This window comes from Mumia zhuanghuii (genome assembly GCF_042681565.1).
Lineage (GTDB): Bacteria > Actinomycetota > Actinomycetes > Propionibacteriales > Nocardioidaceae > Mumia.
This window is the reverse complement of sequence record NZ_JBHUFT010000008.1, coordinates 1068488-1092983: the sequence shown is the minus strand read 5'-3', so window position 1 is coordinate 1092983 and position 24496 is coordinate 1068488. Positions and strand designations below refer to the sequence as shown.

General features: G+C 72.1%; 22 protein-coding genes. 12 read left to right on the top strand and 10 right to left on the bottom strand.

Going from position 1 to position 24496, the window contains the following annotated elements; genetic code table 11:
* Positions 1 to 26: 26 nt before the first annotated feature.
* The 4 genes from ACFSDF_RS13615 (at position 27) to secD (ending at position 4975) form a co-directional block, all read left to right on the top strand.
* Positions 27 to 626 (top strand): hypothetical protein, encoded by a 600-nt coding sequence (locus ACFSDF_RS13615; RefSeq protein WP_167008710.1) that lies wholly within the window; start codon positions 27 to 29, stop codon positions 624 to 626.
* 149 nt (positions 627 to 775) lie between these two features.
* Positions 776 to 2170 (top strand): dihydrolipoyl dehydrogenase family protein, encoded by a 1395-nt coding sequence (locus ACFSDF_RS13610; protein ID WP_167251843.1) that lies wholly within the window; start codon positions 776 to 778, stop codon positions 2168 to 2170.
* 72 nt (positions 2171 to 2242) lie between these two features.
* Positions 2243 to 2599 carry a hypothetical protein gene (locus ACFSDF_RS13605; RefSeq protein ID WP_167251844.1) on the top strand — a complete coding sequence of 119 codons (357 nt, stop codon included), beginning with the start codon at positions 2243 to 2245 and terminating at the stop codon, positions 2597 to 2599.
* 69 nt (positions 2600 to 2668) lie between these two features.
* On the top strand, positions 2669 to 4975 hold the full coding sequence (gene secD, locus ACFSDF_RS13600; protein ID WP_167251845.1) for a protein translocase subunit SecD: 2307 nt from the start codon (positions 2669 to 2671) through the stop codon (positions 4973 to 4975).
* An 86-nt stretch (positions 4976 to 5061) separates the two neighbouring features.
* On the opposite strand, the gene ACFSDF_RS13595 is transcribed toward secD, so the two are convergent.
* The 6 genes from ACFSDF_RS13595 to ACFSDF_RS13570 form a co-directional block, all read right to left on the bottom strand.
* Positions 5062 to 5574 (bottom strand): hypothetical protein, encoded by a 513-nt coding sequence (locus ACFSDF_RS13595; RefSeq protein WP_167008698.1) that lies wholly within the window; start codon positions 5572 to 5574, stop codon positions 5062 to 5064.
* A 71-nt stretch (positions 5575 to 5645) separates the two neighbouring features.
* A complete protein-coding gene (locus tag ACFSDF_RS13590; RefSeq protein WP_167008695.1) occupies positions 5646 to 6089 on the bottom strand; it encodes an SRPBCC family protein in 444 nt (147 codons plus the stop codon).
* Complete coding sequence (locus ACFSDF_RS13585) at positions 6086 to 8725, bottom strand: AAA family ATPase (RefSeq protein ID WP_377157860.1); 2640 nt, start codon at positions 8723 to 8725, stop codon at positions 6086 to 6088. Before ACFSDF_RS13585 ends, ACFSDF_RS13590 begins: the two co-directional genes overlap by 4 nt.
* Positions 8722 to 9855, bottom strand: a complete 1134-nt coding sequence (locus ACFSDF_RS13580) for a metallophosphoesterase family protein (RefSeq protein WP_167008689.1) — start codon at positions 9853 to 9855, stop codon at positions 8722 to 8724. Before ACFSDF_RS13580 ends, ACFSDF_RS13585 begins: the two co-directional genes overlap by 4 nt.
* Before the next feature lie 106 nt (positions 9856 to 9961).
* Entirely contained in the window at positions 9962 to 10801 is an 840-nt protein-coding gene (locus tag ACFSDF_RS13575) for a ribokinase (RefSeq protein ID WP_243843128.1), read from the bottom strand.
* Positions 10798 to 11832 carry a nucleoside hydrolase gene (locus ACFSDF_RS13570; protein WP_377157858.1) on the bottom strand — a complete coding sequence of 345 codons (1035 nt, stop codon included), beginning with the start codon at positions 11830 to 11832 and terminating at the stop codon, positions 10798 to 10800. Before ACFSDF_RS13570 ends, ACFSDF_RS13575 begins: the two co-directional genes overlap by 4 nt.
* Positions 11833 to 11978: 146 nt before the next feature.
* On the opposite strand from ACFSDF_RS13570, the gene ACFSDF_RS13565 reads away from it, so the two are divergent.
* On the top strand, positions 11979 to 12830 hold the full coding sequence (locus ACFSDF_RS13565; protein ID WP_377157856.1) for a hypothetical protein: 852 nt from the start codon (positions 11979 to 11981) through the stop codon (positions 12828 to 12830).
* 49 nt (positions 12831 to 12879) lie between these two features.
* On the top strand, positions 12880 to 14115 hold the full coding sequence (gene tgt / locus ACFSDF_RS13560; RefSeq protein WP_167008680.1) for a tRNA guanosine(34) transglycosylase Tgt: 1236 nt from the start codon (positions 12880 to 12882) through the stop codon (positions 14113 to 14115).
* Between the two features lie 88 nt (positions 14116 to 14203).
* On the opposite strand, the gene ACFSDF_RS13555 is transcribed toward tgt, so the two are convergent.
* Together ACFSDF_RS13555 and ACFSDF_RS13550 are read right to left on the bottom strand one after the other, a co-directional pair.
* Positions 14204 to 14932 (bottom strand): queuosine precursor transporter, encoded by a 729-nt coding sequence (locus ACFSDF_RS13555; protein WP_167008676.1) that lies wholly within the window; start codon positions 14930 to 14932, stop codon positions 14204 to 14206.
* A complete protein-coding gene (locus tag ACFSDF_RS13550; RefSeq protein WP_243845170.1) occupies positions 14929 to 16182 on the bottom strand; it encodes a geranylgeranyl reductase family protein in 1254 nt (417 codons plus the stop codon). The genes ACFSDF_RS13555 and ACFSDF_RS13550 overlap by 4 nt, the downstream gene beginning before the upstream one ends.
* A 40-nt stretch (positions 16183 to 16222) precedes the next feature.
* On the opposite strand from ACFSDF_RS13550, the gene ACFSDF_RS13545 reads away from it, so the two are divergent.
* Positions 16223 to 17761: an ATP-dependent DNA ligase gene (locus ACFSDF_RS13545; RefSeq protein ID WP_377157853.1), complete on the top strand. Its 1539-nt coding sequence runs from the start codon at positions 16223 to 16225 to the stop codon at positions 17759 to 17761.
* Between the two features lie 10 nt (positions 17762 to 17771).
* On the opposite strand, the gene ACFSDF_RS13540 is transcribed toward ACFSDF_RS13545, so the two are convergent.
* Complete coding sequence (locus ACFSDF_RS13540; protein WP_167008667.1) at positions 17772 to 18074, bottom strand: helix-turn-helix domain-containing protein; 303 nt, start codon at positions 18072 to 18074, stop codon at positions 17772 to 17774.
* A gap of 64 nt (positions 18075 to 18138) precedes the next feature.
* Between ACFSDF_RS13540 and map the strand changes: the two genes are divergently transcribed.
* From map to ACFSDF_RS13515, 5 genes are all read left to right on the top strand, one after another.
* Positions 18139 to 18909 (top strand): type I methionyl aminopeptidase, encoded by a 771-nt coding sequence (map, locus tag ACFSDF_RS13535; RefSeq protein ID WP_167008663.1) that lies wholly within the window; start codon positions 18139 to 18141, stop codon positions 18907 to 18909.
* Positions 18910 to 19013: 104 nt separating this feature from the next.
* Complete coding sequence (locus tag ACFSDF_RS13530) at positions 19014 to 19733, top strand: hypothetical protein (protein ID WP_167251848.1); 720 nt, start codon at positions 19014 to 19016, stop codon at positions 19731 to 19733.
* Between the two features lie 77 nt (positions 19734 to 19810).
* Positions 19811 to 20224, top strand: a complete 414-nt coding sequence (locus ACFSDF_RS13525) for an MmcQ/YjbR family DNA-binding protein (protein WP_377157850.1) — start codon at positions 19811 to 19813, stop codon at positions 20222 to 20224.
* Between the two features lie 57 nt (positions 20225 to 20281).
* The gene (locus tag ACFSDF_RS13520) at positions 20282 to 20776 is read left to right on the top strand and encodes a hypothetical protein (RefSeq protein ID WP_377157848.1); all 495 of its coding nucleotides are present in this window, start codon (positions 20282 to 20284) and stop codon (positions 20774 to 20776) included.
* The gene (locus ACFSDF_RS13515; RefSeq protein WP_377157846.1) at positions 20766 to 21617 is read left to right on the top strand and encodes a hypothetical protein; all 852 of its coding nucleotides are present in this window, start codon (positions 20766 to 20768) and stop codon (positions 21615 to 21617) included. The genes ACFSDF_RS13520 and ACFSDF_RS13515 overlap by 11 nt, the downstream gene beginning before the upstream one ends.
* A gap of 1 nt (position 21618) precedes the next feature.
* On the opposite strand, the gene ACFSDF_RS13510 is transcribed toward ACFSDF_RS13515, so the two are convergent.
* Entirely contained in the window at positions 21619 to 24444 is a 2826-nt protein-coding gene (locus ACFSDF_RS13510; protein WP_167251852.1) for an ATP-binding protein, read from the bottom strand.
* Between the last annotated feature and the right edge of the window lie 52 nt (positions 24445 to 24496).

Genomic DNA, 24496 nt, shown 5'->3' with positions numbered 1-24496 from the left:
TCAGTCCGCGCCACTACGCTGGCCCGATGGCTGAATTCAAGAAGCCGTTGGTCTCCGGATCGGAGCTCTTCGACGCCCGCGCGGGCGACGAGGACCCTGCAGCACGCGCTGAGGCCGGTGCCCGCATGGCCCACCTCCTCGTCCGCGGCGCGCGCTCAGCCGGTGACCACGAGACGACCGAGCGTGTGCTCGCCCTCGCCGACGAGCACGGGCTCGACCTCCTTGCCGAGCTGTGGTCAGGGGCACCCGCCGACTCGCTCGCGGGCGCGCTGTGGCGGCTCTACGTCCTCCGGACCTGGGTACGCCGCGACCCGGTCCGGGCTGCGCGCGAGTTCGACGCCGGCAAGGCCCACTCCCCCGTCGACGAGGTCGTCGCAGGAGTCGTCGACCCACCCGGCCCACAAGAGGTCGTCGCGCTCGTCGACGCCGTCGTCCGCGGCGTCGTGACCAGCGATCTGGCCGACACGTTCGACCGCGCGGCGGCGTTCGCCAGGCTCGTCGGCATCGGTCGCGCGTCGCTCGACACCACCGACCACGACGACGCACTCAGCGCCTCTCGGCTGGTCGACACGGCCGGCGCGCTCCAGCTCGCCGCTGCACATGAACGACGTGGAGACCTGAGTTAGGCTGGTGCTCGCGTCGGGCTGCGGTAGCCCCGGGTCCCAAAATTAGCCGCTACGAGCGGCCACGCGCCGTGAGGCGCTTCCCAGCCCGGCGCACAACTTCCTCCCGCGCTTGGCCTGCGCGATCGTGCGTGGTGGGCGATGCTCTCGTCATGGACGCAGACACCGCTGCAGGCGACATCGTCACCGACGTCGTCATTCTCGGCACCGGACCAGGCGGTGAGGCGGCGGCCGGAGCGCTCGCCCGCGCCGGGCTCCAGGTCGTCGCCGTCGAGGCCGCTCTCGTCGGCGGCGAGTGCCCGTACTACGGCTGCATCCCCTCCAAGACCCTCCTCCGCTCCGCCGATCTCCTTGCCGACGCCCGCCGCGCCGACGAGGCCGCAGGCGAGGTGAGCGTGGTGCCCGAGTTCGCCCTCGCGTACGCCCGCGTCCGCGAGATCACGGCCGACTGGGACGACTCCGCGGCGGTCAAGCGCCTCCAGGATCAGGGCGTGAGGCTCGTCCGCGGCAGGGGCACGGTCGTCGGTTCCCGGCGTGTCCGCGTGGACGACCGGACCTTCACCGCCCGACGCGGGATCCTCCTGGACGTCGGCACGCGGCCGACGGTGCCGGAGATCGACGGACTCGCGGACACCCCGTACTGGACCAACCGCGACCTCCTGCGCAGCCCCGACCAACCCACCTCGCTGCTCGTCCTCGGCGGGGGCGCGGTCGGGCTCGAGCTGGCTCAGGCGTACGCCCGGTACGGCACGACGGTCACCATCCTCGAGGGCGCCGACCGCGTCCTCGCTCACGAGGAGCCGGAGGCGAGTGCGCTCGTCGCGGCCGCACTCGCCGAGGACGGTGTGACCTTCCGTATGGGCAGCCGCGTCACGTCCGTACGCCATGACGCGGAGCGCTTCGCCGTCACGCTCGACGACGGCGCGACGCTCGACGGGCAGCGGCTCCTCGTCTCGACCGGCCGCACGCCCAACAGCGACCGGCTTGGCCTGGACGTCGTGGGGGTCCCGACGCAGCACGGCTACCTCTCCACCGACGAGCATCAGCGAGTCCTCGCCGACAGCAGGCCGGTCGACGGGCTGTGGGCGATCGGCGACGTCACCGGGCGGGGCGGGTTCACGCACGTGTCGATGTACCAGTCCGCGATCGCCGTCGCAGCCATCACCGGGCAGTCCGGGCCAGGTGCCTCGTACCGCGCGCTGCCCCGCGTCACATTCACCGACCCCGAGGTCGGCGCTGTCGGGCTCACCGAGGCGCAGGCGCGACGGCGGGGGCTCGCCGTGCGGACGGGGAGCGCGGACCTCGCCGCGTCGTCGCGAGGCGCGACGTACGGTCCGGGCAACCGCGGCCTGATCAAGCTGGTCGCCGATGCCGAACGACGGGTCCTCGTCGGGGCCACCTCGGTCGGGCCCGCGGGCGGTGAGATCCTCGGCGCGCTGTCGGTCGCCGTCCACGCACAGGTGCCCCTGTCCGAGCTGGTCCGTACGATCTGGGCCTATCCGACGTTCCACCGAGCGATCGGCACGGCGCTGGCCGACCTCTCCTGACCCGCGTTGACCTGCGCGGCCGCCTCGCGCGAAGCAGGCCGGGAGCCACGTCCGTCACGCTAGACTGCACGCATGCTGAGGAACGTCCCGCGTCTGCCTGCCGTCATGGTGGCGGCAGCGCTTTCGGGACTTCTCCTCATGCTGGGCGGCACAGCCTCGGCGTCCAGCCCCCGCAGCCACGCGACCTCGTCCACCGACGTACGCCCCACGGAGCCCCGGCTGACGATCTGGAAGGCCGCGATCCACAAGATCGACGTCGCGACCCGCGCCCACCACGAGAAGTCCGGGCTCGGACCCGAGCTGGCGGCGCTCCCTGCGTCGGCCGACCTCCCCGGTGGGGGCACCCTCGAGGAGCCCAGCGGGTCGCCGTCTACGGGCGCACCTTCCGTGGCGCCAGGCGGGGTCCTCGGTCGCGCTCCCCCGCGCTGACGGCTCCTCCTCGATCCGTCCTCGCGCACCTCGGTGCGATCGTCTTCTCCAGAATCCCGGAGCACTCTCGTGTCACGACCCGATTCCCGCGCGCCACTGTGGCGTGCGGTCGCGGCGCTCGCCGTCCTCGTCATCTCGGCGGTCATCGCCCTCAACTTCTCTCCGCGCCTCGGCCTCGACCTGCGAGGCGGTACCCAGATCGTCCTCGAGACCCAGGACAGCGAGCGCACCAAGGCAGACTCCGAGTCCACCGACCGCGCGCTCGAGGTCCTGCGCGGCCGCGTCGACGCCCTCGGTGTCTCCGAGCCGACACTCGCCCGCTCCGGCGAGCGCCGCATCATCGTCGAGCTGCCCGGCGTCCAGGACCCCCGCAAGGCGGCCGATGTCATCGGCCAGACCGCGCAGCTGACCTTCCACAACGTCATCGGTCCCGCGCCCGAGGGCACGAAGTCGACCGAGGGCCAGACCGTCGTCAACGACGAGGACGGCAACCCGATCATCGTCGGCCCGCAGGAGCTCGACGGCAACGGCGTGACGAGCGCGAAGTCCGAGCAGGAGCAGCAGTCCCTGCAGTGGGTCGTCAACGTCAAGTTCAACAAGGAAGGCACCCCGGGCTGGCAGAAGCTCGTCCAGGACGCGTGCGCCAACACCGCCGGCGGCCAGCGGATCGCCATAATGCTCGACAACGAGGTCATCTCCTCGCCGCAGGTCCAGCCGTCGCTGTGCGCCGGTGCCGGCTCCACCACCAGCATCACCGGTGACTTCACCTCCCAGACCGCCAAGGACCTCGCCATCCTCATCGAGGGCGGCGCGCTCCCCGTGCCGGTCGAGGTCATCGAGCAGCGCACCGTCGGCGCCACCCTCGGCGACGCCGCCATCGAGGCGTCGTTCGAGGCCGCGATCATCGGTGTCATCCTCACCGCGATCTTCATCGTCTTCGTCTACCGCCTCATGGGCTTCATGGCGAGCATCGCGCTCGGCTCGTACGCCCTCATGTCGTACGCGATGCTCCTCTGGCTCGGCGCGACGTTGACACTGCCCGGCCTGGCGGGCTTCGTGCTCGCGATCGGTCTGGCGATCGATGCCAACGTGCTGGTGTTCGAACGTGCGAGAGAGGAGTACGCGCGCCGGCGCGGCGACGGCCTCAGCCGCGCCCTCGACACCGGCTACAACAAGGCCTGGTCGGCGATCCTCGACTCCAACGTCACGACGCTCATCGCGGCAGGCCTGCTGTTCTTCCTGGCCAGCGGACCCGTGAAGGGCTTCGGCGTCACGCTGTCCATCGGAACCATCGCGTCGATGGTCTCCGCCCTGGTCATCGCCCGTGTCCTCACCGACTGGGCGGTGCGCCGCTCCTTCGCCAAGAACCGGCCCGCGATCACGGGCCTCGCCGGGACGGGGCGCCTTCGTGAGTGGCTCGTCACCAAGGGTCCGTTCCTCATGCGCAAGGCCGGGACGTGGATCGTGGTCACGGTCGTCGGGCTGGTCCTGGCCGTCACCGGCATCGTCACGCAGGGTCTCAACCTCGGCGTCGAGTTCACCGGCGGTCGCATCCTCGACTTCCAGGTGACCAAGGCGATCTCGGCCGACGAAGCCCGTGAGGTCGTCTCTGACGCCGGGTTCCCCGGTGCGGTCGTCCAGGAGTCGAGCGGCGAGTCCGGCGACCAGGACAACATCACCGTCCGTACGGACCAGATCACCGACGACGAGGCCGCCACCATCGAGGAGGCGCTCGACGAGGCCGCGGGCCCGGTCACGAAGGACCGTGACGAGCTGATCGGCCCGAGCCTCGGCGAGGAGCTGCGCAACCAGGCGATCATCGCCTTCATCATCGCGCTCGCGGCGCAGATGGTGTATCTCGCGGTGCGGTTCCGGTGGACGTTCGCCACGGCCGCCGTCCTGTCGCTCGCGTCGGTGGTCACCGCGGTCGTCGGCATCTTCGCGTGGGTCGGTGAGCCGGTCGACGGGGTGTTCCTCGCGGCGATCCTGTCGATCATCGGTCTGGCGGTCAACGACACGATCGTCGTCTTCGACCGGATCCGAGAGAACCTCCGCGAACACCGCGAAGGCTCCAGCCTGCGCAAGACGTTCAACGACGCGATCATGCAGACCATCCCGCGTACGGTGAACACCGGCCTCGGCGCGATGTTCATCCTCGCGGCGCTCGCCATTCTCGGCGGCGCGTCTCTGCAGCCGTTCGCGATCGCGCTGCTGCTCGGTCTGACGCTCGGCACCCTGGCGACGATCTTCGTCGCCTCGCCGATCGCTCTCCTGCTGGAGGAGCGTTTCCGTCCGAAGTCGAAGGAGGACCGGGTCGCGGCGGCCGACCCGTACGCGACCGTCCCTACGGCCGGGCGCGAGTCGGGCACGCTCTAGGCGCGGAGCTGACAGAGGACCCGACGTCGGCGCCAGCGATGGCGCCTACGTCGGGTCCTCTTGTCCGCGGACGTCTGCCCGTACGGTCAGAAGGTGCCGGTGCGTTCGCGGGACACCGTGAAGCCGCGCTCCGACTCGAGATGGACGCAGGTGACTCCGGTCTGCGCGCTGGTGCATCCGACATCGCCGACGATCGTCGAACGACCGTAGCCGAGCTCGGGCGACTTGCCGGCCAGCGTGGCGACGCGGCACGTGAACTCCGCCCCCTCGGCGGTGACGAGGAGCGTGCCGCCCCAACCCTTGCCGCACCCGTCGGGACGCGGCGGTGGCTCGTAGGAGAAGTCCTTAATGTCACAACGGGCGCTGCGCTCGTCGAGACGGCACACGATGTTGCCGGTCGGGCTGCGGAACGCGCGCATCTCGTCACCGACCTTGGGCAGCTTGGTCGACACGCCCTTGATCGGGAGCTCGGCGCTTCGGGACTGGCCAGGCGGCTCGGGCGACGACGTCGTCGCGGTGCCGGTCAGCTGAGCCGCCGACGAGCACCCGGTCAGGGTGAGCGCGGCGAGGGTGAGGGCGACTTGTGTCGCTCGGTGCACGGGGAAATCTCCTCCGGTCGAGGTCGGTGGGCACGCGTGCTCGACGGCCACTCTAGGTGACCGCGAGATCGTCAGGACATGAGGTGTCGCGTGAGCCCGTCGGCACCGTCGCGCATCATCACAGCGTGGTTCAGGCGGAACACGGGTGACAGGACGATGCCTGCGGCGTTCATCCAGGGCTCGGTGGTGACGACCTCTTGGGAGTAGCGCAAGAGGGTCTCCCCGCCGTCGGTGTGCAGCCTCCAGCTCGCCCACCCGTCGAGGTCGCCGGCGATCTCCGCGAGGAGGTGACCGGCGCGCGCGTCGACTCGCGTGCGGTGCAGCGTGAGGTGCAGCGTGTACGGGAGGAGCGAGCGCACGGCGACTCGGGCGGTGTCGTCGTCGATGCCGACGACGTGCCGCACCTGCGGCCACCACAGCGCGTAGTGCTCCAGGTCGGCGACCGCGTCGAACGTCGCCCCCTGCGGCGCGGGGATTCGCCAGGTGCTGGCGAACGAGTAGTGGCGGGGCGTCACCGAGCGACGAGCCGCTCGGTGCGCGCGCCGCCCACGGACTCGAACCGGCGAGGCTGGCACGTGAGGATCACCACCTGCGCGGTACGGCCGACATCGTTGAGCACGACCGCGAGACGCTCCAGCCGCGCAGGATCGGAGAAGCCGAGCGTGTCGTCGAGGATGACGGGCGCGCCCTCGTCGACGTCCACGAGCTGGGCGCAGGCGAGCCGGCCGAGGAGCGCCAGCTGCTCCTTGGCGCCGCCCGACAACGACGTGAACGGGACCGTACGGCCACCCAGCGTGCGGGTCTCGATCGCGAGGTCGGTGCTGACCTCGACCTCGAAGTCGGCGCCGAACACGACCTTGCCGAGCCGATCGATGCGGTGCTTGAAGGGAGCAACGTAGTGGCGCTGGGCGTCGTCGCGCCGGCGCACGAGCGTCTCCTTGAGCAGGGCGACTGCCTGGGCGGCACGATCGAGCCGCTGCCACGTGGCGCGCGCAACCTCGAGCGCGGCCTCCACGTCGACGCGCCGGTCGTGGATGCCCTCGGTCGCGCGGTCGTCGAGGAGTGTCTGCAGCTCGACGCGGCGCTTGTCGGTCCGGGTGAGGTCGCGGTCGACGCTCTCGACGAGCTCACGGGCGTTGGTGAGCTCCATGTCGAGGGTCTCGGGCGAGGCCCCCTCGAACGCGGCACGCGCCGAGGTCGCGGTGACAGCGGCGGCGTCGCGTGACTCCGCGGCCGCGACGACATCATGCTCGAGCGAACCGTCGCTGCTCCCGGAGCGGGCCGCCGCAAGGCGGGCGGCTGCCCGCTCGTGCTCGTGCTCGGCGCTCTCCCGCTCCTGGCGAGCACGCACCGACGCCTCGGCGGCCGCTGCCAGGGCCTCGCGGGCGTGGTCGTGGTCGGCCCTGGACGACGTCGCCTCCCGGTCGGCGTCATCTGCGGCGCGTCGGGCAGCGTCGTGGGCGACTTCGAGCGCGTCGCGGTCGAGCGGAGCGTGCCCGTCCTCACGACTCGTCGAGGCCTCCGCGGCGTCCTCGTCGGTGGCGTGCCGGTTGCGGCTGTCGAGCGTGGCGAGCCGCGTCTCAAGATCGTCGAGCGCGGCTCCGTCGAGTGCCTCGCGCAGCGAGGCGTCGGCGGCAGCGAGTCTCGCTGCCACGTCACGGCGACGCTCGTGGGCCGACCGTGCCGCGGCGAGCGAGTCGACGTCGGCCTCGCGCAGCGCGGCCTCGAACGCCTCACGCGCCTGCGTGACGCGCCGGTCGAGATCGGCTGGTGGTGTGCCCGGTCGTACGAGGACCTCGACGACTCCCTCGACGGCGACCAGAACCTCGTCGAGGACGGCGCCCTCGTAAGGCTCCGCTCCGATCGCGCTGCCGTCGACGAGGACGGGCTGCCCTCCCAGGGGGCGGACGACGAGCGCGGCAGCGGCCGCCTCTCGCGCACCCTCGGCGACCTGCAGGTCGGTCGCCAGGTCGGTCAGGCGCGCGAGGGAGGCGTCGTCGACACGAAGCGGATCGTGCTCCGCACGCGCCTGCGCCCGGTCGCGCGTGGCCTCCTGGGCACGGCGGACCCGCTGGGCGAGCGCGTCCCGCTCGACCCTGTCGCGGTGGCGTGCAAGGGCGGCCGCGGCGTCGTCTGCCGCGCGGCGCGCCTCGTGAGCTCGGGTCGTGGCGGCGGTGGCTTGGAGTCGTGACTCCTCCTCGCGCCCACGGGACTCCCGGTGGGCGAACGTCACCTCGCCGAGGCGTGCGCCCAGCGTCTGCGCCGCGTCAGACCGATCGGCCTCCTCCGTCACGAGAACCCGCCGCTCGTCACGCGCCCGCACGGCGTGCCCGTGGGCGCGCTCCGCGACCTCGACAGCCTCCTCGGCACGACGCAGCCCGTCGCGCAGCGCATCGACCGCGCGGACCGCCTCCTCGGCGCGGTGGAGCCGCGCGTCGGCATCGATCGACAGGGTCGAGAGCCGTGCGTGCTCCTGCTCGTTGGCGGTGTGGTCCTCGACGTAACGGTCCATCTCGGCGCTGCGGGACTGCAGCGCGACAAGCTGGGCCTCGCGGTCGAGGATCTCGGCGGCAGCCTGGGCGTAGTCGCCGCGTGGCTTGCCCGTCGCCGTGAAGAACTTCTCGTACTCGGTCATGACGGCGCTCATCAGCGCGTCGTGATCACCTGTCGCTCCGGCCGAGTCGTCCAGGGCGCGGTGCAGCGACGAGATGCGGGCCAGTGCGGGCTGGTCGAGCGAGGCGCCCTGCAGAACCTCTAGCGCCTCCCACAGGTCGACGTCGACCGTCTCCTCGAGGAGGGCGCTGAAGCGCTGGTGAGCCTCGTCGCCGCTGCTCTGCTCCCGCAGAGGGGCACGCACCTCGAGCTCGGTCATCGGGGACTTGAGCCAGCGCTTGCGGTAGACGAGGTCGTACGGACCGGTCCGCAGCTCGACCTCGGCCTCGGGCCCGACGTCGCGGCCCGTGGGCTTCACGTCGCGCACCGACTGGCTGCGCGAGCTCGACTTGGCCGTGCGCAGCAACCGGATCGCCTCGGCGATCGACGACTTGCCGACCTCGTTGGGACCGACGACGACCGTCACGCCGTCACCGAAACGAACGGTCGACTCCTCGACGCCCCGGAAGTTGCGGAGCGTCACCCGCACGAGTCTCATCGACCAGCACCCGCAAGTCGATAGAGGAGGCCCAGCGCGTCTTGCGCGACCGTGGCGCCCGCCTCGCCGGACGTAGCGCCCTCGACGAGCTCGTCGAGGGCCTCCTGCGCGAAGCCGCTCAGGCCGAGGTCGGCGAAGTCGTGGCCGTCGGGGAGGACCGCGAGATCGGTGTGACGCTCCCAGGCGTCGAGGCGCGCGAAGAGGTCGCTCGCCTCCTCCAGCACGCCCTCGAGGTGGGCCATCTCTGCGGTGGACAGCGTGCCGCTCAGGGTCAGCCAGACCGCCGTTCGCTCCTTGTCGGGCATCTCTTGCAGCCGCTCGGCCAGCATGTCGACGTCGTCGCGCGACGACAACGGCGCGTCCACGACCTCGAACCGCCACCGGCCGACGTGCTCGCGCTCGACCGTGAGCGCCCCCGAGGAGGCGTCCACATCGATGACGAGGACGTTGCCGGGGTCGCTCTCGCGGCGCGAGGTGACCTCGGGCGCACCTGCGTACCAGATGCGGTCCTCGACCTCGGTGGTCGAGTGCCGGTCGCCCAGCACGGCCACGTGCACACAGCCGGTGTCGAGAGCCTTGAGGAGCGCAGGGACCTCGATCGCCGCGAGCGCGTCGCGATCAGGGTTGAGCGTGCTGGCGGCGCCGTGTCCGGCGACGACCCGTACGAGCCCCTCGGGCGCAGGGAGCAGCCCCGCGCACGCGTCCGCCACCAGGTCGCGTGTCGGGTGCTTGCTGAACCAGGGGGCGCCGACGATCTCGACCCCCTCGACCACCGCGTAGGGCGCACTGTCGCGCAGCACGTGGACGTGATCGGGCACACGATCTCGGAAGGCCTGGGAGTCGTAGATCGACGCGGCGTCGAGGGGGTCGTGGTTGCCTGGGAGCAGCACCACCGGCACCGTGAACGAGCGCAGGACCTCGAACGTACGGGCGACGATCGCACGGTCGAGCTGGTTGGACTCGAAGACGTCACCGCACACGACCACGAACGCGGCACCGCGCTCCTCGGCGACCGCGCCGATGCGTCGGACCGCGTCGAGACGGGCCTGCTGAAAGCGGGGGCGCGCCTCGTCGTCGAGGTAGTGCGCCGTCATGCCGAGCTGCCAGTCTGCCGTCGCGACGAATCGCATGCGCACCTCCCGGGGTTTGAGATCCGGGTCCCACCCTAGAAGCGAAGGCCGACACGATCGGGGACGCGCGCCGCGCCTGGGGACGACCGGTGCCTGGGGAGAAGAATCACACGGGCTGGGCGCCGGGCCAGGTCGTCGCCTCAGCGCCTGCGTCCACCGCCGCACGCAGCGCCTCCTCGCGCGGTACGCGGGCCGCGAGAGCGGCTGCCAGCGCCCCGGCGAACGCGTCGCCGGCGCCCGTCGTGTCCACCGGAAGCACCGGTGGTGGCGTCGCGGTCGCCTCTCCCCACGTGGCGCCGCGACCACCGAGCGTCACGCAGACCGCGTCGCCGCCGGTCGCGAGCCCGTACGCCGCGGCCTCGTGCTCGTTGAGGACCACCGGATCGGCCTGGCGCAGCACCTCGGCGGGCAGATCCCGTACGGGCGAGGCGTTGACGACCAGCCGCGTCCCGGCCCGCGCGGCGACGCCGGCCACCGCCCGTACGGCCTCGTCGGCGATCTCGAGCTGCACGAGCACGACGTCGGCGGTCGCGATCATCTCCCGCGCCGCCTCGACGTCCGCGGCGTCGAGGCGGGCGTTGGCTCCCGGGGCGACGACGATCGAGTTCTCGCCCGCCTCGTCGACGACGATCAGTGCGGTGCCCGTCGGCGCAGCGGGAGTGAGGTGGAGGTGCGTGACGTCGACACCGGCGTCGGACATCGCGGCCCGGTATGCCCGACCGTCGGCGTCGTCACCCACGCGCCCGATCATCGCGACCGACGCGCCGGCCCGACGCGCCGCGAGCGCCTGGTTGGCGCCCTTGCCGCCGCGCAGGCGGACAAGGTCCCCGCCGAGGACGGTCTCGCCGGGTTCGGGGTGCCGCGCCACCGTCGTCACGAGGTCGACGTTGAGCGAGCCGACCACGACGACGGTGCCGACTCGCCGCACGTCGCCGAGGTCGTTCACCGCTGGACCGCCCGTGCCGTGTCGTCGACCTGCGATGCGCCCGGCCCGGCGCAGATCGTCGTGAGGAAGAGGTCGCTCGCCCGCGCGGCATCGATCTCGACCGCGACATCGACGAGGTGACCGAGCGACTCCACGCCGTGGACGGCATCCTCACCGAGGACGTACCGGCGGTCCACGACCGTCTGCCCCCGGGACCGTCCGGGCGCGAGCTCGACGTGCACCGGCCACCGTCGTACGGTCACGAGGTCGGGCCGCGCGACCACGCACGCCGCGCCCGCGTCGCCGATCAGCCCGCCGTGGCCGACCCGCGGGTCGGCGCGGATCACGTCGTGCGAGTGCGCGAGCAGCCGCCCGGCGAGCGCGACCGCGGGGTCGGGGTCGCCGCGCAGGACCTCGTACGTCTTGGCCTCGACCACGACCTGCGTGAAGACGTCCAGCCCGTACATCGTCACCGGTACGCCGGCGGCCAGGACGATCGCCGCGGCCTCGGGGTCGTGCCACACGTTGAACTCCGCCACTGCGGTCGCGTTGCCGCCGTCGACCGCACCGCCCATGAGGACGATGCCGGCCAGGTTGTCGCGGACCTCGGGGTACGCCCGCAGCAGCAGCGCGACGTTCGTCATCGGCGCGAGCGGGACCAGGGTGACCGGCTCGGGCGACTCGAGGATCGCCCGGCGCATCACGTCGATGGCGCCCCCGTCGGCGGGCTCGCGGCTCGAGTCCGGCAGACCCTGGTCGCCCATCGCGTCCGCGCCGTGGATGTGCCGGGCGTCGCGCGCCGGCTCGACGAGCGGGCGCTCGGCGCCGCGACCGACCGGGATGGCGGGGGCGTCGAGCGCGTCGAGGACGGCGAAGGTGTTGGCGACCACCTGGTCGACGTCGGCGTTGCCAGCAACGCAGCTGATCGCCCGGACGTCCACGTCGGGGCTACGGACGGCGAACATCAGCGCCAGCGCATCGTCGACGCCCGTGTCGACGTCGAGCACGACAGGTGTCGGCGTGGTCGTGGTCGGCTCGAGCGAGGGGGTCATGGCTTCACCGTAGCCTCGCGACGCTGTGCTCGACCTCACTTGGGCCAGTGTGACCTTCCCGTTACCGTCGAAGGTTGGCGACGGGCCCCCTCCGTACGTTCCCGCCGCCTCTCGACCACCCCGAACCCCGAACCCCGAAAGGCTGCATGACGGCCCAGAAGAACGAGGAGATTGACGAAAACACCCGTGTCCTGTCGGGTGTCTCGTCGAGCCAGGTCGTCGGTGGCGCTCTCGCCGCCATGACGGCCGCCGTCGCCGGCTCGTGGCTCGGTGTCGCCGGGACCCTCATCGGCGCAGCGGTCGGCTCGGTCGTGGCCACGGTCGCGGGCACGGTCTACACCAACTCCCTCCGCAAGAGCCGGCGTCTCGCCGAGGCCGCGCGGCTGACCACGCGCGCCGCGCTGGCGAACCGCGCCGCCGACGGCGGCCGGGGGACGGCGATCCTGCCGACGGCGCCCGACGCGGCCGAGGCGCTCGCGGAGGCGGAGGCCGAGGCAGAGGGCATTGCCGGTGACGCGGACCGCACGACCCAGGGCGACGACGCACCCAAGCGCCTGATCTCATGGCGCGCCGCAGCCATCGCCACCGTCGTCAGTCTCGTCCTCGCCCTCGGCGGGATCTGGGCGTACGAGAAGGTCGCCGGGCACCCGATCGGGTCCAGCGACAAGCCCGGGACGACCTTCAGCAACGTCCGCTCGGGCGGCTCGGACTCCGGCGACTCCGGCGGCTCCGACTCGGACCAGCAGGACCGCGACGAGAGTCCCAGCGAGGAGCAGTCCCCCAGCGACTCACCCTCGTCCCCCACACCGACCCCCGAGCCCGAGTCGACGCCGTCGCCGAAGGCCGAGGAGCCGACCGTGACACCGTCCCCGTCGGTCCCGCCGACCACCGAACCCGCCGATCCGACACCCTCTCCGGGCAGGGACGGCGAGGGTCTCGGCCAGCCCGAGCAGCCCGCACCCCAGGCGGAGACGACCGCCCCCTCGGTCGACGGATGACGTCGCTCCGGCTCGCCGGACCCGCGGACACACCTGGTTGGATGGACCGGTGACCTTCTCCTTCTCCGTGTCCGAGCGCCTCGCCGACTCCGTCGACGGCGCCCAGGGCCGTACCGGCGTGATCTCGACCCCGCACGGGGAGATCCAGACCCCTGCGTTCATCCCGGTCGGGACCAAGGCCACCGTGAAGGCAGTGCTGCCCGAGACGATGGCCGACCTCGGGTCGCAGGCGCTGCTGGCGAACGCGTACCACCTCTACCTCCAACCGGGCGCCGACATCGTCGACGAGGCCGGCGGGCTGGGGGCGTTCATGAACTGGCCGGGGCCGACGTTCACCGACTCCGGTGGCTTCCAGGTGCTGTCGCTGGGCGCCGGTTTCCGCAAGGTGCTCGCGATGGACACAGCCGGCCGTAGGGCAGACGACGTCATCGCCGACGGCAAGGAGCGCCTCGCGCACATCGACGACGAGGGCGTCACGTTCAAGAGCCACCTCGACGGGTCCAAGCACCGCTTCACCCCTGAGGTGTCGATGCAGATCCAGCACCAGCTCGGCGCGGACATCATCTTCGCGTTCGACGAGTGCACGACGCTGATGAACACCCGCGAATATCAGGAGCGCTCCGTCGAGCGGACCCAGGCATGGGCCGTACGGTGCGTGGCCGAGCACGAGAAGCTGACGATCGCGCGTACGGGCAAGCCCTATCAGGCGCTGTTCGGCGTCGTACAGGGCGCGCAGTACGAGGATCTGCGGCGGCGGTCGGCGCAGGGGCTGGTCGAGCTCGGGTCCGACGGCCCAGGGTTCGACGGCTACGGCATCGGCGGCGCGCTCGAGAAGGAGCAGCTCGGCACGATCGTCGGCTGGGTGTGCGACGAGCTGCCCGAGGACAAGCCGCGGCACCTGCTCGGGATCGGTGAGCCGGACGACCTGTTCACCGGGATCGAGAACGGCGCCGACACGTTCGACTGCGTGAGCCCGTCGCGGGTCGCGCGCTCGAGCCGCGTCTACACGCACGACGGCCAGCGCAACCTCGCGGTCGCGGCGTCGCGCCGCTCGTTCGTGCCGATCGACGCGGAGTGCGACTGCTACACGTGCGCGCACTACACCGAGGCGTACCTGCACCACCTGTTCAAGGCCAAGGAGTACAACGCCGCGACGCTGGTGACGATCCACAACGAGCGCTTCATCGTGCGGCTCGTGGACCGGATCCGCGCCTCGATCGAGGACGGGACGTACGCCGACTTCAAGGCGGAGTTCCTCGGCCGCTACTACGCGCGACGGGGCTGAGGCCGCGTCCGCGATTCGGGCAGTTCTCCACCCAACGGGCCGCCCGTTTCCGTGCAGAACTGCCCGAATCGGGGACGGGACGGGACGGTCAGCGCCAGTACGTGGGCTCGCGCGACTTCAGCCAGCCGATCACGAGCATCGTCACCGGCATCACCAGCAGCTCGACGCCGACCTTGTAGACGAACCCGACGACCGCGTAGTTCCAGAACTGGCCCCACGTCGTGATCCCGATGACCGACGCGGCGATGGCGCAGAAGATCAGCGTGTCCGCGAGCTCGCCGACGCCGGTCGATGTCGCGAGCCGCGCGAACAGCCCGCGCTCGGCCGTACGCGCCTTCATCCGCACGAGCACCACGCTGTTGAGGAGCTGGCCCACGACGTATCCCGCGAGGCTCGCGAGCACGATCTGCGGGACGAACCCAAGCACCGCCTCGTATGCGCCCTGGTTCTCGTAGAACGACGCGGCAGGCGCATGCTGCACCACCCAGAACGTCACCGACGCGATGATCGCCATCGCGAACCCCGTCACGATCGCGCGGCGCGCTGCCCGGAACCCGTACACCTCCGAGATGACGTCACCGAGCACGTACGCCAGCGGGAACAGGAACGCCCCGCCGTCGGTGATCACTGGCCACAGCTGCAGGCTGCCGACGCTCCAGGCGCCCGAGCCGATCTCGATGCCCTTGGTCGCGACGACGTTGGACACCACGAGCACCACGCAGAACGCGGCGAGGATGACGTCGAAGTGCGTCGAGCCGCGAGAGGCGTAGCGGACCGCGCCGTCATGCGCGGGCGCCGCTCCCCCGTCGTCGCTCACGCGAACGGGGTCCGTCGGTCGAGCCGCAGCGACATGCGCCCCGCCCAGCGCCACAGCCGGGCCACGGCGTCGCGGTCCTCGTCGGTCACGAGGTTGCCCATGAGGCGCAGCGCGATCGTCATCAGCGCGTACGAGCGCATGCCCACCGGGCCGCCGTACGTCACGATGCCCGGCACGGTCAGCAGCCCCGCGAGCCGGCGCGCGATCGAGAACGCCTCGCCGTAGTGGCCGCGCAGCTCGGCGGGCCACGCCGCCGCGAGGTCCGCGCCGGAGACGAGCTGCTCGGCGACGAGCCGCCCGGTCTCGAGCCCGTAGTCGATGCCCTCGCCGTTGAGAGGGTTGACGCAGCCGGCGGCGTCACCGATCAGCGCCCAGTTGGCGCCTGCGACGCCGGAGACCGCGCCGCCCATCGGGAGGAGCGCGGAGGTCGGGGCGCGCAGCTCGTCGGCGAGCTCCCACTCCGTACGACGCAGGCGGGCGTAGTGCTCCATCAACGGGCGCAGCTGGATGTTCGCGGGGCGCTTGGACGTGGCGAGCGTGCCCACGCCGAGGTTCACCTCGCCGTCGGCCAGCGGGAAGATCCAGCCGTAGCCGCTGAGCACGGCGCCGTCCTCGTCGCGCAGCTCGAGGTGGCTGGAGATCCACGGGTCGTCGCTGCGGGCGGACTTCACGTACGACCGCGCCGCGACCCCGTACGCGGTCTCGCGGTGCCACTCGCGGCCGAGGACGCGGCCCAGCGAGGAGCGGACGCCGTCGGCGACGACGACGCGGTCGGCGGCGACGCGGTGCGGGCCGCGCGCGGTCTTGAACACGACTTCGCTGACGCGTGCGCCGTCACGGACCACGTCGACCGCGCGGGCGCCGTCGAGCGGCGTGGCGCCGGCGTCGAGGGCGGCGGCGCGGATATGGGCGTCGAGCTCGGTACGCGGGACGGCCGAGCCGTAGTCGGGGAGGGAGCCTCCCGGCCAGGGAAGCATCAGCGTCTGGCCGAACCCGGCAGCGCGCAGGCCGCGGTTGATGCCGTGGCGGCGGACCCAGGGTCCGAGGTCGAGTCTCTCCAGCTCGGCGATGGCGCGGGGGGTGAGGCCGTCGCCGCACGTCTTGTCGCGGGGAAAGTACGCCGCGTCGGCCAGGACGACATCGAGGCCGTGCCGCGCCGCCCACGCTGCGGCCGCGGATCCCGCGGGGCCGGCACCGACGACGAGGACGTCGGTGCGGGTGGGGAGGCTGGCGGCGGGTTCGGGACTCACGCGGTCGATTGTGTCATCCGTCCGCAGCACAATGGGCCGCATGCTCCTCTCCGAGGTCGTCGACACCTCGCGCGCCGTCGCCGCGACGCGGTCTCGCCTGGCGAAGCGGGCCGAGATCGCCGCGCTGCTGCGGCGTACGGACCCGAGCGTGCTCGCGCTCGTCGTGACCTACCTGTCCGGTGAGCTCCGCCAGCGTCGTACGGGGCTGGGATGGGCGTCCTTGCGCGACCTCCCTCCTCCTGCGGACGCGCCGACCCTGACGATCGAGGAGACCGACGCGGCGTTCGAGACGATGGCCGGGCTCGCCGGTCCCGGATCGCAGACCGCCCGCGCCGAGACGGCGTACGCCCTGTTCTCCCGCGCGACGGCCGACGAGCAGCGCTTCCTCGCGGGACTGGTCTCGGGCGACGTCCGTCAGGGTGCCCTCGACTCGGTCGTGCTCGATGCCGTGGCCGAGGCCGCCGACGTGCCGGCAACTGCGGTGCGCCGCGCCGCGATGCTGCAGGGGGCGAGCGCGCCCGTCGCCCTCGCGGCGATGACCGGCGGAGTCGAGGCGCTCGCTGCTGTAGGCCTGGAGCCCGGCCGCGCCGTCCGCCCGATGCTCGCCTCGTCGGCGCCGGACGTCGCCGAGGCCCTCGACAAGGTTGGTCCCGCGCTGCCCGCCTCGGTCGACACCAAGCTCGACGGCATCCGCATCCAGGTGCACCGCGTCGGCGACGACGTCCGGGTCTTCACGCGCAGCCTCGACGACATCACCGAGCGGGTCCCGCAGATCGCCGAAACCGTACGGGGGCTGGCGGCCGACCCGCTCGTCCTCGACGGCGAGGCGTTGATCGTCGAGCGCGACGGACGGCCGGCGCCGTTCCAGGACATCGCGTCGCTCGGCGCCACCCATCCCCGTGACGCCGCGCCCGACCTGCGCTCCAGCGAGGACGTCCGTGTGCTGTCGCCGGTGTTCTTCGACGTGCTGCACGCCGACGGCGACGACCTGCTCGACCGTCCGCTCCACGAACGGCTCGACGTGCTCGAGCGGGTCGCGCCCGGCCTCGGCGTGCCGAGGCTGCGGACGGCCGACGCGGAGGAGGCGCAGGCGTTCTTCGCCGATGCGGTGGCGTCCGGCTACGAGGGCGTGGTCGTGAAGTCGCTCGACGCCCCGTACGACGCGGGTCGCCGGGGTGCGGCGTGGGTCAAGGTCAAGCCGCGCCACACCCTCGACCTCGTCGTGCTCGCCGTCGAGTGGGGGTCGGGGCGCCGCAAGGGCTGGCTGAGCAACATCCACCTCGGCGCGCGCGATCCCGACGGCGAGTTCGTGATGCTGGGCAAGACGTTCAAGGGGATGACCGACGAGATGCTGCAGTGGCAGACCGAGCGGTTCACCGAGCTGGCCGACGGACCGACCGAAGGCCACGTGGTCCAGCTGCGGCCCGAGCAGGTCGTGGAGATCGCGTTCGACGGCGTGCAGCGCTCGCCGCGCTATCCCGGCGGTGTCGCGCTGCGGTTCGCGCGGGTGCTGCGCTACCGCGACGACAAGCGGCCCGACGACGCCGACACGATCGAAGCCGTACGGTCGCTCCTCTGACGGGGCCGGCCTACGACGCTGACCGCTCCGGTGTGAGGCGATCGTCCGCGGTCGCTTCGGCGCCGTGGGCGGGTGGGTTGATCTCGGCCCACACCGCATCCAGCGAGAGTCCGAGGACGTCGGCGATCGCCGCGATCGTCGAGAAAGCGGGGGTCGCGACGCGGCCCGACTCGATCTTGCGGAGAGTCTCCGGCGAGACACGGGCATCGAGCGCGGTCGCGAGCATCGAGCGCTCGCCCCTCGCGCGACGCAAGAGCGCACCGAGGCGCTGTCCGCGCTCGACCTCTGCGGGTGTGAGCGGCAACCTGACCATGGGTCCGATACTAATACCGGGATAACATGACCGGGATAGTTATTGGGAACGAGAGAGGCGACGCATGATCGAGATCCTGACCCCCAGCCGACTGCCCGCAGCACGGGAGACGGGTGCCCTGGTCGCCCACATCCTGCAGACGCTCAAGGGCCGCGCCACGGTTGGCACGAACCTCCTGGACGTCGACCGGTGGGCCAAGGCGATGATCCTCGAGGCGGGTGCAGAATCCTGCTACGTCGACTACGCGCCGTCCTTCGGACGGGGGCCGTTCGGCCACTACATCTGCACCTCCGTCAACGACGCCGTGCTGCACGGGCTGCCGCACGACTACACGCTCGCCGACGGCGATCTGCTCTCGCTCGACCTTGCCGTGTCCCTGGGCGGAGTCGTCGCCGACTCCGCGATCAGCTTCGTGGTCGGCGAGGCCAAGCCCGCGGAGAGCGTCGCGATGATCGAGACGACCGAGCGCGCGCTGGCCGCCGGGATCGCCGCTGCCCGCCCCGGCGCGCGCGTCGGCGACCTCTCGCACGCCATGGGCTCCGTCCTCAGTGAGGCGGGCTATCCCATCAACCTCGAGTTCGGCGGTCACGGTGTCGGCTCGACGATGCACCAGGACCCGCACATCGCAAACACCGGGCGGCCCGGTCGCGGCTACAAGCTGCGCCCCGGCCTGCTGCTCGCCCTGGAACCGTGGATCATGGCCGACACCGCCGATCTCGTCACCGACGCCGACGGGTGGACGCTCCGCAGCGCGACGGGCTGCCGTACGGCGCACAGCGAGCACACAATCGCCGTCACCAGCGACGGAGCCGAGATCCTGACGCTGCCGAGGTAGACGGGCGCGGAGCACGATTCGGCAACGACTCGCGGCTCCCCCGTACGACGGGCCGTGGCGGGTGACACAGTGCACAGCATCCCGCCCCCTCTCTCGGAGTCGACATGGTCATGCAGCCCCACAACTGGGCCCTGCTCGCGTACACGCTGGCGTCCCTCTCCCTCGTGGTCGCCCTCGTCGTGCTCGTACAGCGCGGCTGGGCGCTGGGCATCCGCGAGAGCGTCCTGCCGCTGCTCGTCACGGTCGGTCTGGCGTACGACAACACGCTGCTGACCTTTGGCGCCTCGTGGGGCGAGAGCGCCGCGCTCGAGGCCGCCTCGTACCCGCGCTACCTCATGCACGCGCTCTTCACCCCACTCCTCGTCCTGTACGCCGCACGCGTCGCCCAGCGGTGGGGCGTCGCCGGCTTCCAGGGACGGCGCAGCCTTGCGATCTGGGGCGCGCTCACCGCGGTGATCGTGGCGCTCGGCCTCTCCGGCGAGGTCGGGATGCACCTGACGCCCGTGACGACCGACGGCGTGCTCAGCTACAAGCACCTCGACGGCGCTCCCCCGTTCGCCGAGATCGCGACCATCGTCGCCTTGATCGTCATCGGCGTCATGGTGCTCCGCCGGGCGCGGTGGCCGTGGATCCTCGCGGGCGCGGCGCAGATGTTCGTCGTCGCCGCCGTCGCCGCGTCGAACGCGATCGTCACGAACCTCGGCGAGGTCCTGCTCCTCGCGGCCATGGCGTTGACCGCCCGCGAGGTGCTCCGCCGGGCCGTCCCCACGGGCGTCCTCCGCGCGGACGACGCCGCCACCGGGACCGTACGCGCGGCGGGCTGAGGTCGCTCCCTGCGTCCTGCCGGCAGAACCAGGCGGAGAATGGAGGGACCCGTTCGTCCGCCCGCGGAGGAGGTTCGATGGCACGCTCACGGAAGGCGCGCGAGTCCGACATCGACGAGGTCGCGCTCGCCCTCCCCCGTACGACCAAGGTGCCCGGCTGGGCCGGCCTGCCGTCGTACCAGGTGAGCAGGAAGTTCTTCGTCGGCTACCGCTCGCCCCGCCCGGATGCGCTCGACGCCGCGACCGGTGAGCGGCTGACCGACGTCCTCGTCTTCCGCGTGCCCGACGAGGGTGACAAGCTCGCGTTCGTCCAGGGCGACGGGCCGTGGTTCACGACCGACCACTTCAACGGCTACAACGCCGTGCTGCTGCGGCTCGCGCACCTCGGTCAGCTCACCCGCGACGAGCTCACCGAGGTCATCGAGGACGCCTGGCGGTCGCAGGCACCGAAGACGGTCGTGAGGCGCTGGGAGGACGAGCGTCCCAGCTGACGAGAGAGGTGCTCGGATCAGGAGACAGGCTGAGGCGTGCGGCCCTAAAGTGCGGCCGTGAGCCTCGACCTCGACACCCGCCGGGCGCTTCGGCGACGAGCCGTCGTCGTGCCCATCCTGATGATCCTCGCGGTGGGGCTCCTCGCCCTGTACGTCGTCTCGCCACTCGACACGGGTGTCTACACCCTCGCTTTCGTCGGGCTCCTCGCTCTCACGGGGACGGCTCGCACGGTTGGCCCTGAGGTCCCGCTCCAGGCGCTCCGCCCACTGTTGCGCGCACGCGGCGCGGCCACCGCCGTCGTGCTGCCGAACGACCCGCGTCCTTGGGAGTCTCGCCGCACGCTCCGACTCCGCATCGGCACCGACGACTACCAGTGGGACGCCCGTCTCCCGAAGGGTTGTGTCCCGTACCCCGGCGGCACGCTCGACCTGCGCGGCGATGTCCGGGACGGTGGTTGGGTGCTGGCGCTCGATCCGGCCCACGGGACCGCCTATCCATGCAAGCGGCTGCGGCTGCGCGCGACTCCCGCCACGGCCGCCCGTGGCGACTGACGACACGGTCGACACGATCCGGACGGAGCTGCGTAGACGGCTCGCCGGTCTCGCGATGGCGGCCGTCCTGGGTGTCGGCGCGGTCACGTTCTGGTACGTCGTCTCCGGGAGCACCGAGCTCGGCGACCTACGCCGCGCCCGCGCGCTCGCGGCCACCCAAACGCCACAGAAGGCCGTCGTCGTCGACGTCGAGGACCTGTCCGCGAAGGAGTCGGAGGGTGTCGGCGGCGGGTCTGCTGTCGTACGACTTCCCGACGGCGCTCACGCCGACCTCTGGACCCTTGATACGGGACTCGCCGCGTTCTTCGGCGGACCGGACAAGGGCGAGCGACTCGAGGTGCTGATCGACCCCAAAGAGCCGACCTGGGCGGCCAGCGCGGACGACGTGGAGGCGTCGTTTCTCGCCCGCGCGCGCTTCCTGGCCGTCAGCTTCCTCCTGCGCGGCGGCATCCTCCTGGTGCTCGCGCGGCGCCTCCTCACTGTCGGCGACTCGATCCCCCTCCGCGCGTTCCGCACCCTCCTGTACCCGCGCGACCATGTCAGCGCCGAGGTGGTCGCGGTCCTCCACTCAGACAAGCGCAAGCCGCACCGCGTCACCCTGCGGATCCGCGTGGGCGAGGACGAGTACAGCTGGGACGCCACGCTTCCCCCGGAGTGCGTCCCGTACGCCGGCGGAACGCTCGACCTGCGCGGCGACGTGCGCGACGGCGGCTGGGTGATGGCCGTCGACGAGAAGTACGGCGTCGCCTATCCGCGGTCGCCCCTGCGCCAGTGGGGTGCCGAGCCGCCGACCCAGTCGTGGCACCCGCCCGAGTCTGGACGCGTCACCAACAGGTGGTGACTCAGCCGCCCGCGTCGCCCGCGCGCGCCTTCACCGCCGCCTCCGTACGGCTCGTCACGCCGAGCTTGCGCAGGATCGCCGACACGTGGACGGACGCCGTCTTGCGGGAGATGAACAGCCGCTCGCCGATCTCGCCGTTGCTGAGCCCCTCCGAGACGAGCCCGAGCACCTGACGCTCGCGCTCGGTGAGCTCGGCGGGATCACCACGCCGCACGACAGCGTCGAGGCCACCACTCTCGAGCAGCTCCTCGGCGCGCCGGACGACGAGCCCAGCGCCGATAGCGCTGGCTGCCGCGACCGCCTCCGCCAGGCGTGCGCGGGCGCCTGCCCGATCGCCCGCCTCGAGCCGCGCCTCGCCGTCACGCAGCAGCGCGTACGGACGCAGATGGGCGGGCCCCTCGGCCTCGGCCACCGCACTCCACGGCCCCTCACCGAGCTCGGCGGCGAACAGCGCGGCCAAAACGGGATAGGTGGGCCAGGACTCGCACTCGTCGACAAGCGCACGGTACGGAGCCACATCAGGCACGTCCTCAGCGCCCGACCGTCGAAGCACACCGATGGCCCTCGCGGCGACGACCGCCACCGGCAGCTCGTACGCGGGGCTGCGGTCCTGGTCGTCGCGCCAGAACAGGACCTCGTGCGCCAGCCGCAGCGCCTCGTGCGGATCGCCCCGCAGCAGCGCGAGCTCACCGAGCATGGCCGCGACGCGGGTGCGGACCTGCTGCTCGAGGCGGCCGAAGCGCTTCCAGTCGGCAAGCTTGGCCCGCGCGATCGCCTCGGCGGACTCCACGTCGCCGCGCCACATCTGGAGCCACGCCCAGCGTTCGCGCAGATAGACGGCGAACATGCTGTCGGAGACCAGCGGGATCGCGCGTTCGTACCAGGCAGCAGCCTCGTCCCACCGACCCAGCGCGATCATCGCCTCGGCGGCGTTGCCCTCAAGCATGGCGTCGGTGCTCCACCCCGACCCGAGGCCGCGCGAGCGGCGAGCGCCCTCGGAGGCGAGCGCGAGCGCCGTCTCGTACCGGCCCCACATGAGGTGTGCCTCGGAGGTGTTGGTGTAGCAGCGCGACAAGGAGATCCAGTCGTCCCCGGCCAGCTCGCGACAGCGCTCGAGGTCGTCGAATCCGCCCGCGTCACCGATCGTCACCCGGCACACGCCGCGCATGTTGAGCGCCAGCGACACCTCGCGAGTCGACCCTGCGGCGGTCGCGGTCTCGTAGCAGGCAGTGGCGGACGCGATCGCCTCGATCGACCGCCCGTCGAGCATCGCGTCACGACTCTTCGTCACCAGCAGGGTGGCCCGGACCTTGTCGTTGTCGCCCGGCGGCACCAGCGCGAGCGCCCGGTCGAGGAAGGCCCGCCCCTCGGTGCTGCCGGCCTGAGCCGCGATGACGGCTGCGTCGTCGAGCGCCCCGGCGAGCCCGTAGCGGTCGTCGTCCGGCCACTCCGCCAGCGCCTGATGGGACAGCGCGAGCGCGCGCTCGAGACGGGTCGTCGAGCGCACCGAGTCGGCGACCCGGGCCAGCAGCTCATGGTGCGGCATGCCGGCGACCGTCTCGGCGCCCGGCACCATCTCCCACAGCTCGAGCGCACGCTCCCCGAGCGCAGCAGCCGTCGTCCACGACCCCGCGCGGTCGGCGGCCTGCGAACCGATGACGGCGGCGGCCAGGGCTTTGTCGAGCACCCGCGCACGCCACCAGTGGTCGGCGATCGCGGACTGGCGCGCCACAGTCGTCGGAGAGGTCTCCAGCGCCTGCGCGTACGCCGAGTGCAGGCGACGACGCTCCCCAGGAAGGAGCTCGGAGACCACCGCCTCCTGGACCAGCGCGTGCCGGAATACGTAACCGTCCTCGTCGCCCTCCAGCACGGCCGCCTCGACCGCCTCGCGGGCGGCAGGCTCGGCGTGAGCGATCGCCTCGGCTCCCAGGGCGTCGGCGAGCAGGTCGTACGGGGCGCGCGCGCCGGCGGCAGCGACCTGCCGACAAAATTCCTGGGCTCCCGCCGAGAGGCGCGAGTAGCGAAGGAGCAGCATGTCGCGCAGCGAGTCGGGCAGGTCGACGCCCAGGAAGCCGACGAGCTCCTCGACGAAGAAGGGGACGCCCTCGCTGCGTTCGACCAGGTCGGCGAGTCCGGGGCCCACGTCCTCGGCGTCGAGCAGGGCCGCCGCGAGCTGGGCGACCTCCGTCGGATCGAGGCGAGGAAGGTCCACGCGCGTGATCAGCCGCGCCCGCTCGAGCTCGGCCATCGTCGTGCGCAGAGGGTGGCCGCGGCCGACGTCGTCGCTGCGGAAGCTGAGGACGAGGAGGACCGACTCGTCCGTGCCCGTGCGGGCCAGCCGCGCCACCGTCGCGCGCGTCGACTCGTCGGCCCAGTGCAGGTCCTCGATCACGACCACCATCGGGCGCTCGCGGCCCACGGCGGCGAGCAGCCCCGCCACGACGTCCGGAAGCCGACCGGGGCCCACGTCGGTGCGGACGTCGATCAGCCGGGGCGCGACCAGGCCGAGCGCGTCGGCACCCGGACCAGCGGCCTCGAGCGTGCGCTCGGCACCGAGTGCGGCGACCAGGTCACGGAGGACACCGTCGAGCGCCGCGTACGGGAGGGGGCCGGACCCGGAGTCGGCGCACCAGCCCCTGAGGACGAGGGCTGCCTCGTCGGAGCCGACGCGAGCGACGAACTCCGCGAGCAGCCGGCTCTTGCCGATCCCTGCCTCGCCAGCGACGACGACGGTGCGTGGCGTGCCCGCACAGACGTCGGCGAAGGCGTCACGCAGCGTCGCGAGCTCCTGGGCGCGACCGACGAGCGGTGCATGGACTGGGGACATGCTTCTCATCGTGCCGTACGACGCTGACCGCCTCGCAGTCCCCGTACCAGCG

Bases quoted from the DNA above. Each gene is read 5' to 3' on its own strand.
- ACFSDF_RS13525 (WP_377157850.1), top strand. From the start codon at position 19,811: ATGGCACGCTCACGGAAGGCGCGCGAGTCCGACATCGACGAGGTCGCG.
- ACFSDF_RS13540 (WP_167008667.1), bottom strand. From the start codon at position 18,074: ATGGTCAGGTTGCCGCTCACACCCGCAGAGGTCGAGCGCGGACAGCGC.
- ACFSDF_RS13545 (WP_377157853.1), top strand. From the start codon at position 16,223: ATGCTCCTCTCCGAGGTCGTCGACACCTCGCGCGCCGTCGCCGCGACG.
- ACFSDF_RS13565 (WP_377157856.1), top strand. From the start codon at position 11,979: ATGACGGCCCAGAAGAACGAGGAGATTGACGAAAACACCCGTGTCCTG.
- ACFSDF_RS13585 (WP_377157860.1), bottom strand. From the start codon at position 8,725: ATGAGACTCGTGCGGGTGACGCTCCGCAACTTCCGGGGCGTCGAGGAG.
- ACFSDF_RS13570 (WP_377157858.1), bottom strand. From the start codon at position 11,832: ATGACCCCCTCGCTCGAGCCGACCACGACCACGCCGACACCTGTCGTG.
- ACFSDF_RS13615 (WP_167008710.1), top strand. From the start codon at position 27: ATGGCTGAATTCAAGAAGCCGTTGGTCTCCGGATCGGAGCTCTTCGAC.
- ACFSDF_RS13510 (WP_167251852.1), bottom strand. From the start codon at position 24,444: ATGTCCCCAGTCCATGCACCGCTCGTCGGTCGCGCCCAGGAGCTCGCG.
- ACFSDF_RS13580 (WP_167008689.1), bottom strand. From the start codon at position 9,855: ATGCGATTCGTCGCGACGGCAGACTGGCAGCTCGGCATGACGGCGCAC.
- ACFSDF_RS13605 (WP_167251844.1), top strand. From the start codon at position 2,243: ATGCTGAGGAACGTCCCGCGTCTGCCTGCCGTCATGGTGGCGGCAGCG.
- ACFSDF_RS13610 (WP_167251843.1), top strand. From the start codon at position 776: ATGGACGCAGACACCGCTGCAGGCGACATCGTCACCGACGTCGTCATT.
- ACFSDF_RS13530 (WP_167251848.1), top strand. From the start codon at position 19,014: ATGGTCATGCAGCCCCACAACTGGGCCCTGCTCGCGTACACGCTGGCG.
- map (WP_167008663.1), top strand. From the start codon at position 18,139: ATGATCGAGATCCTGACCCCCAGCCGACTGCCCGCAGCACGGGAGACG.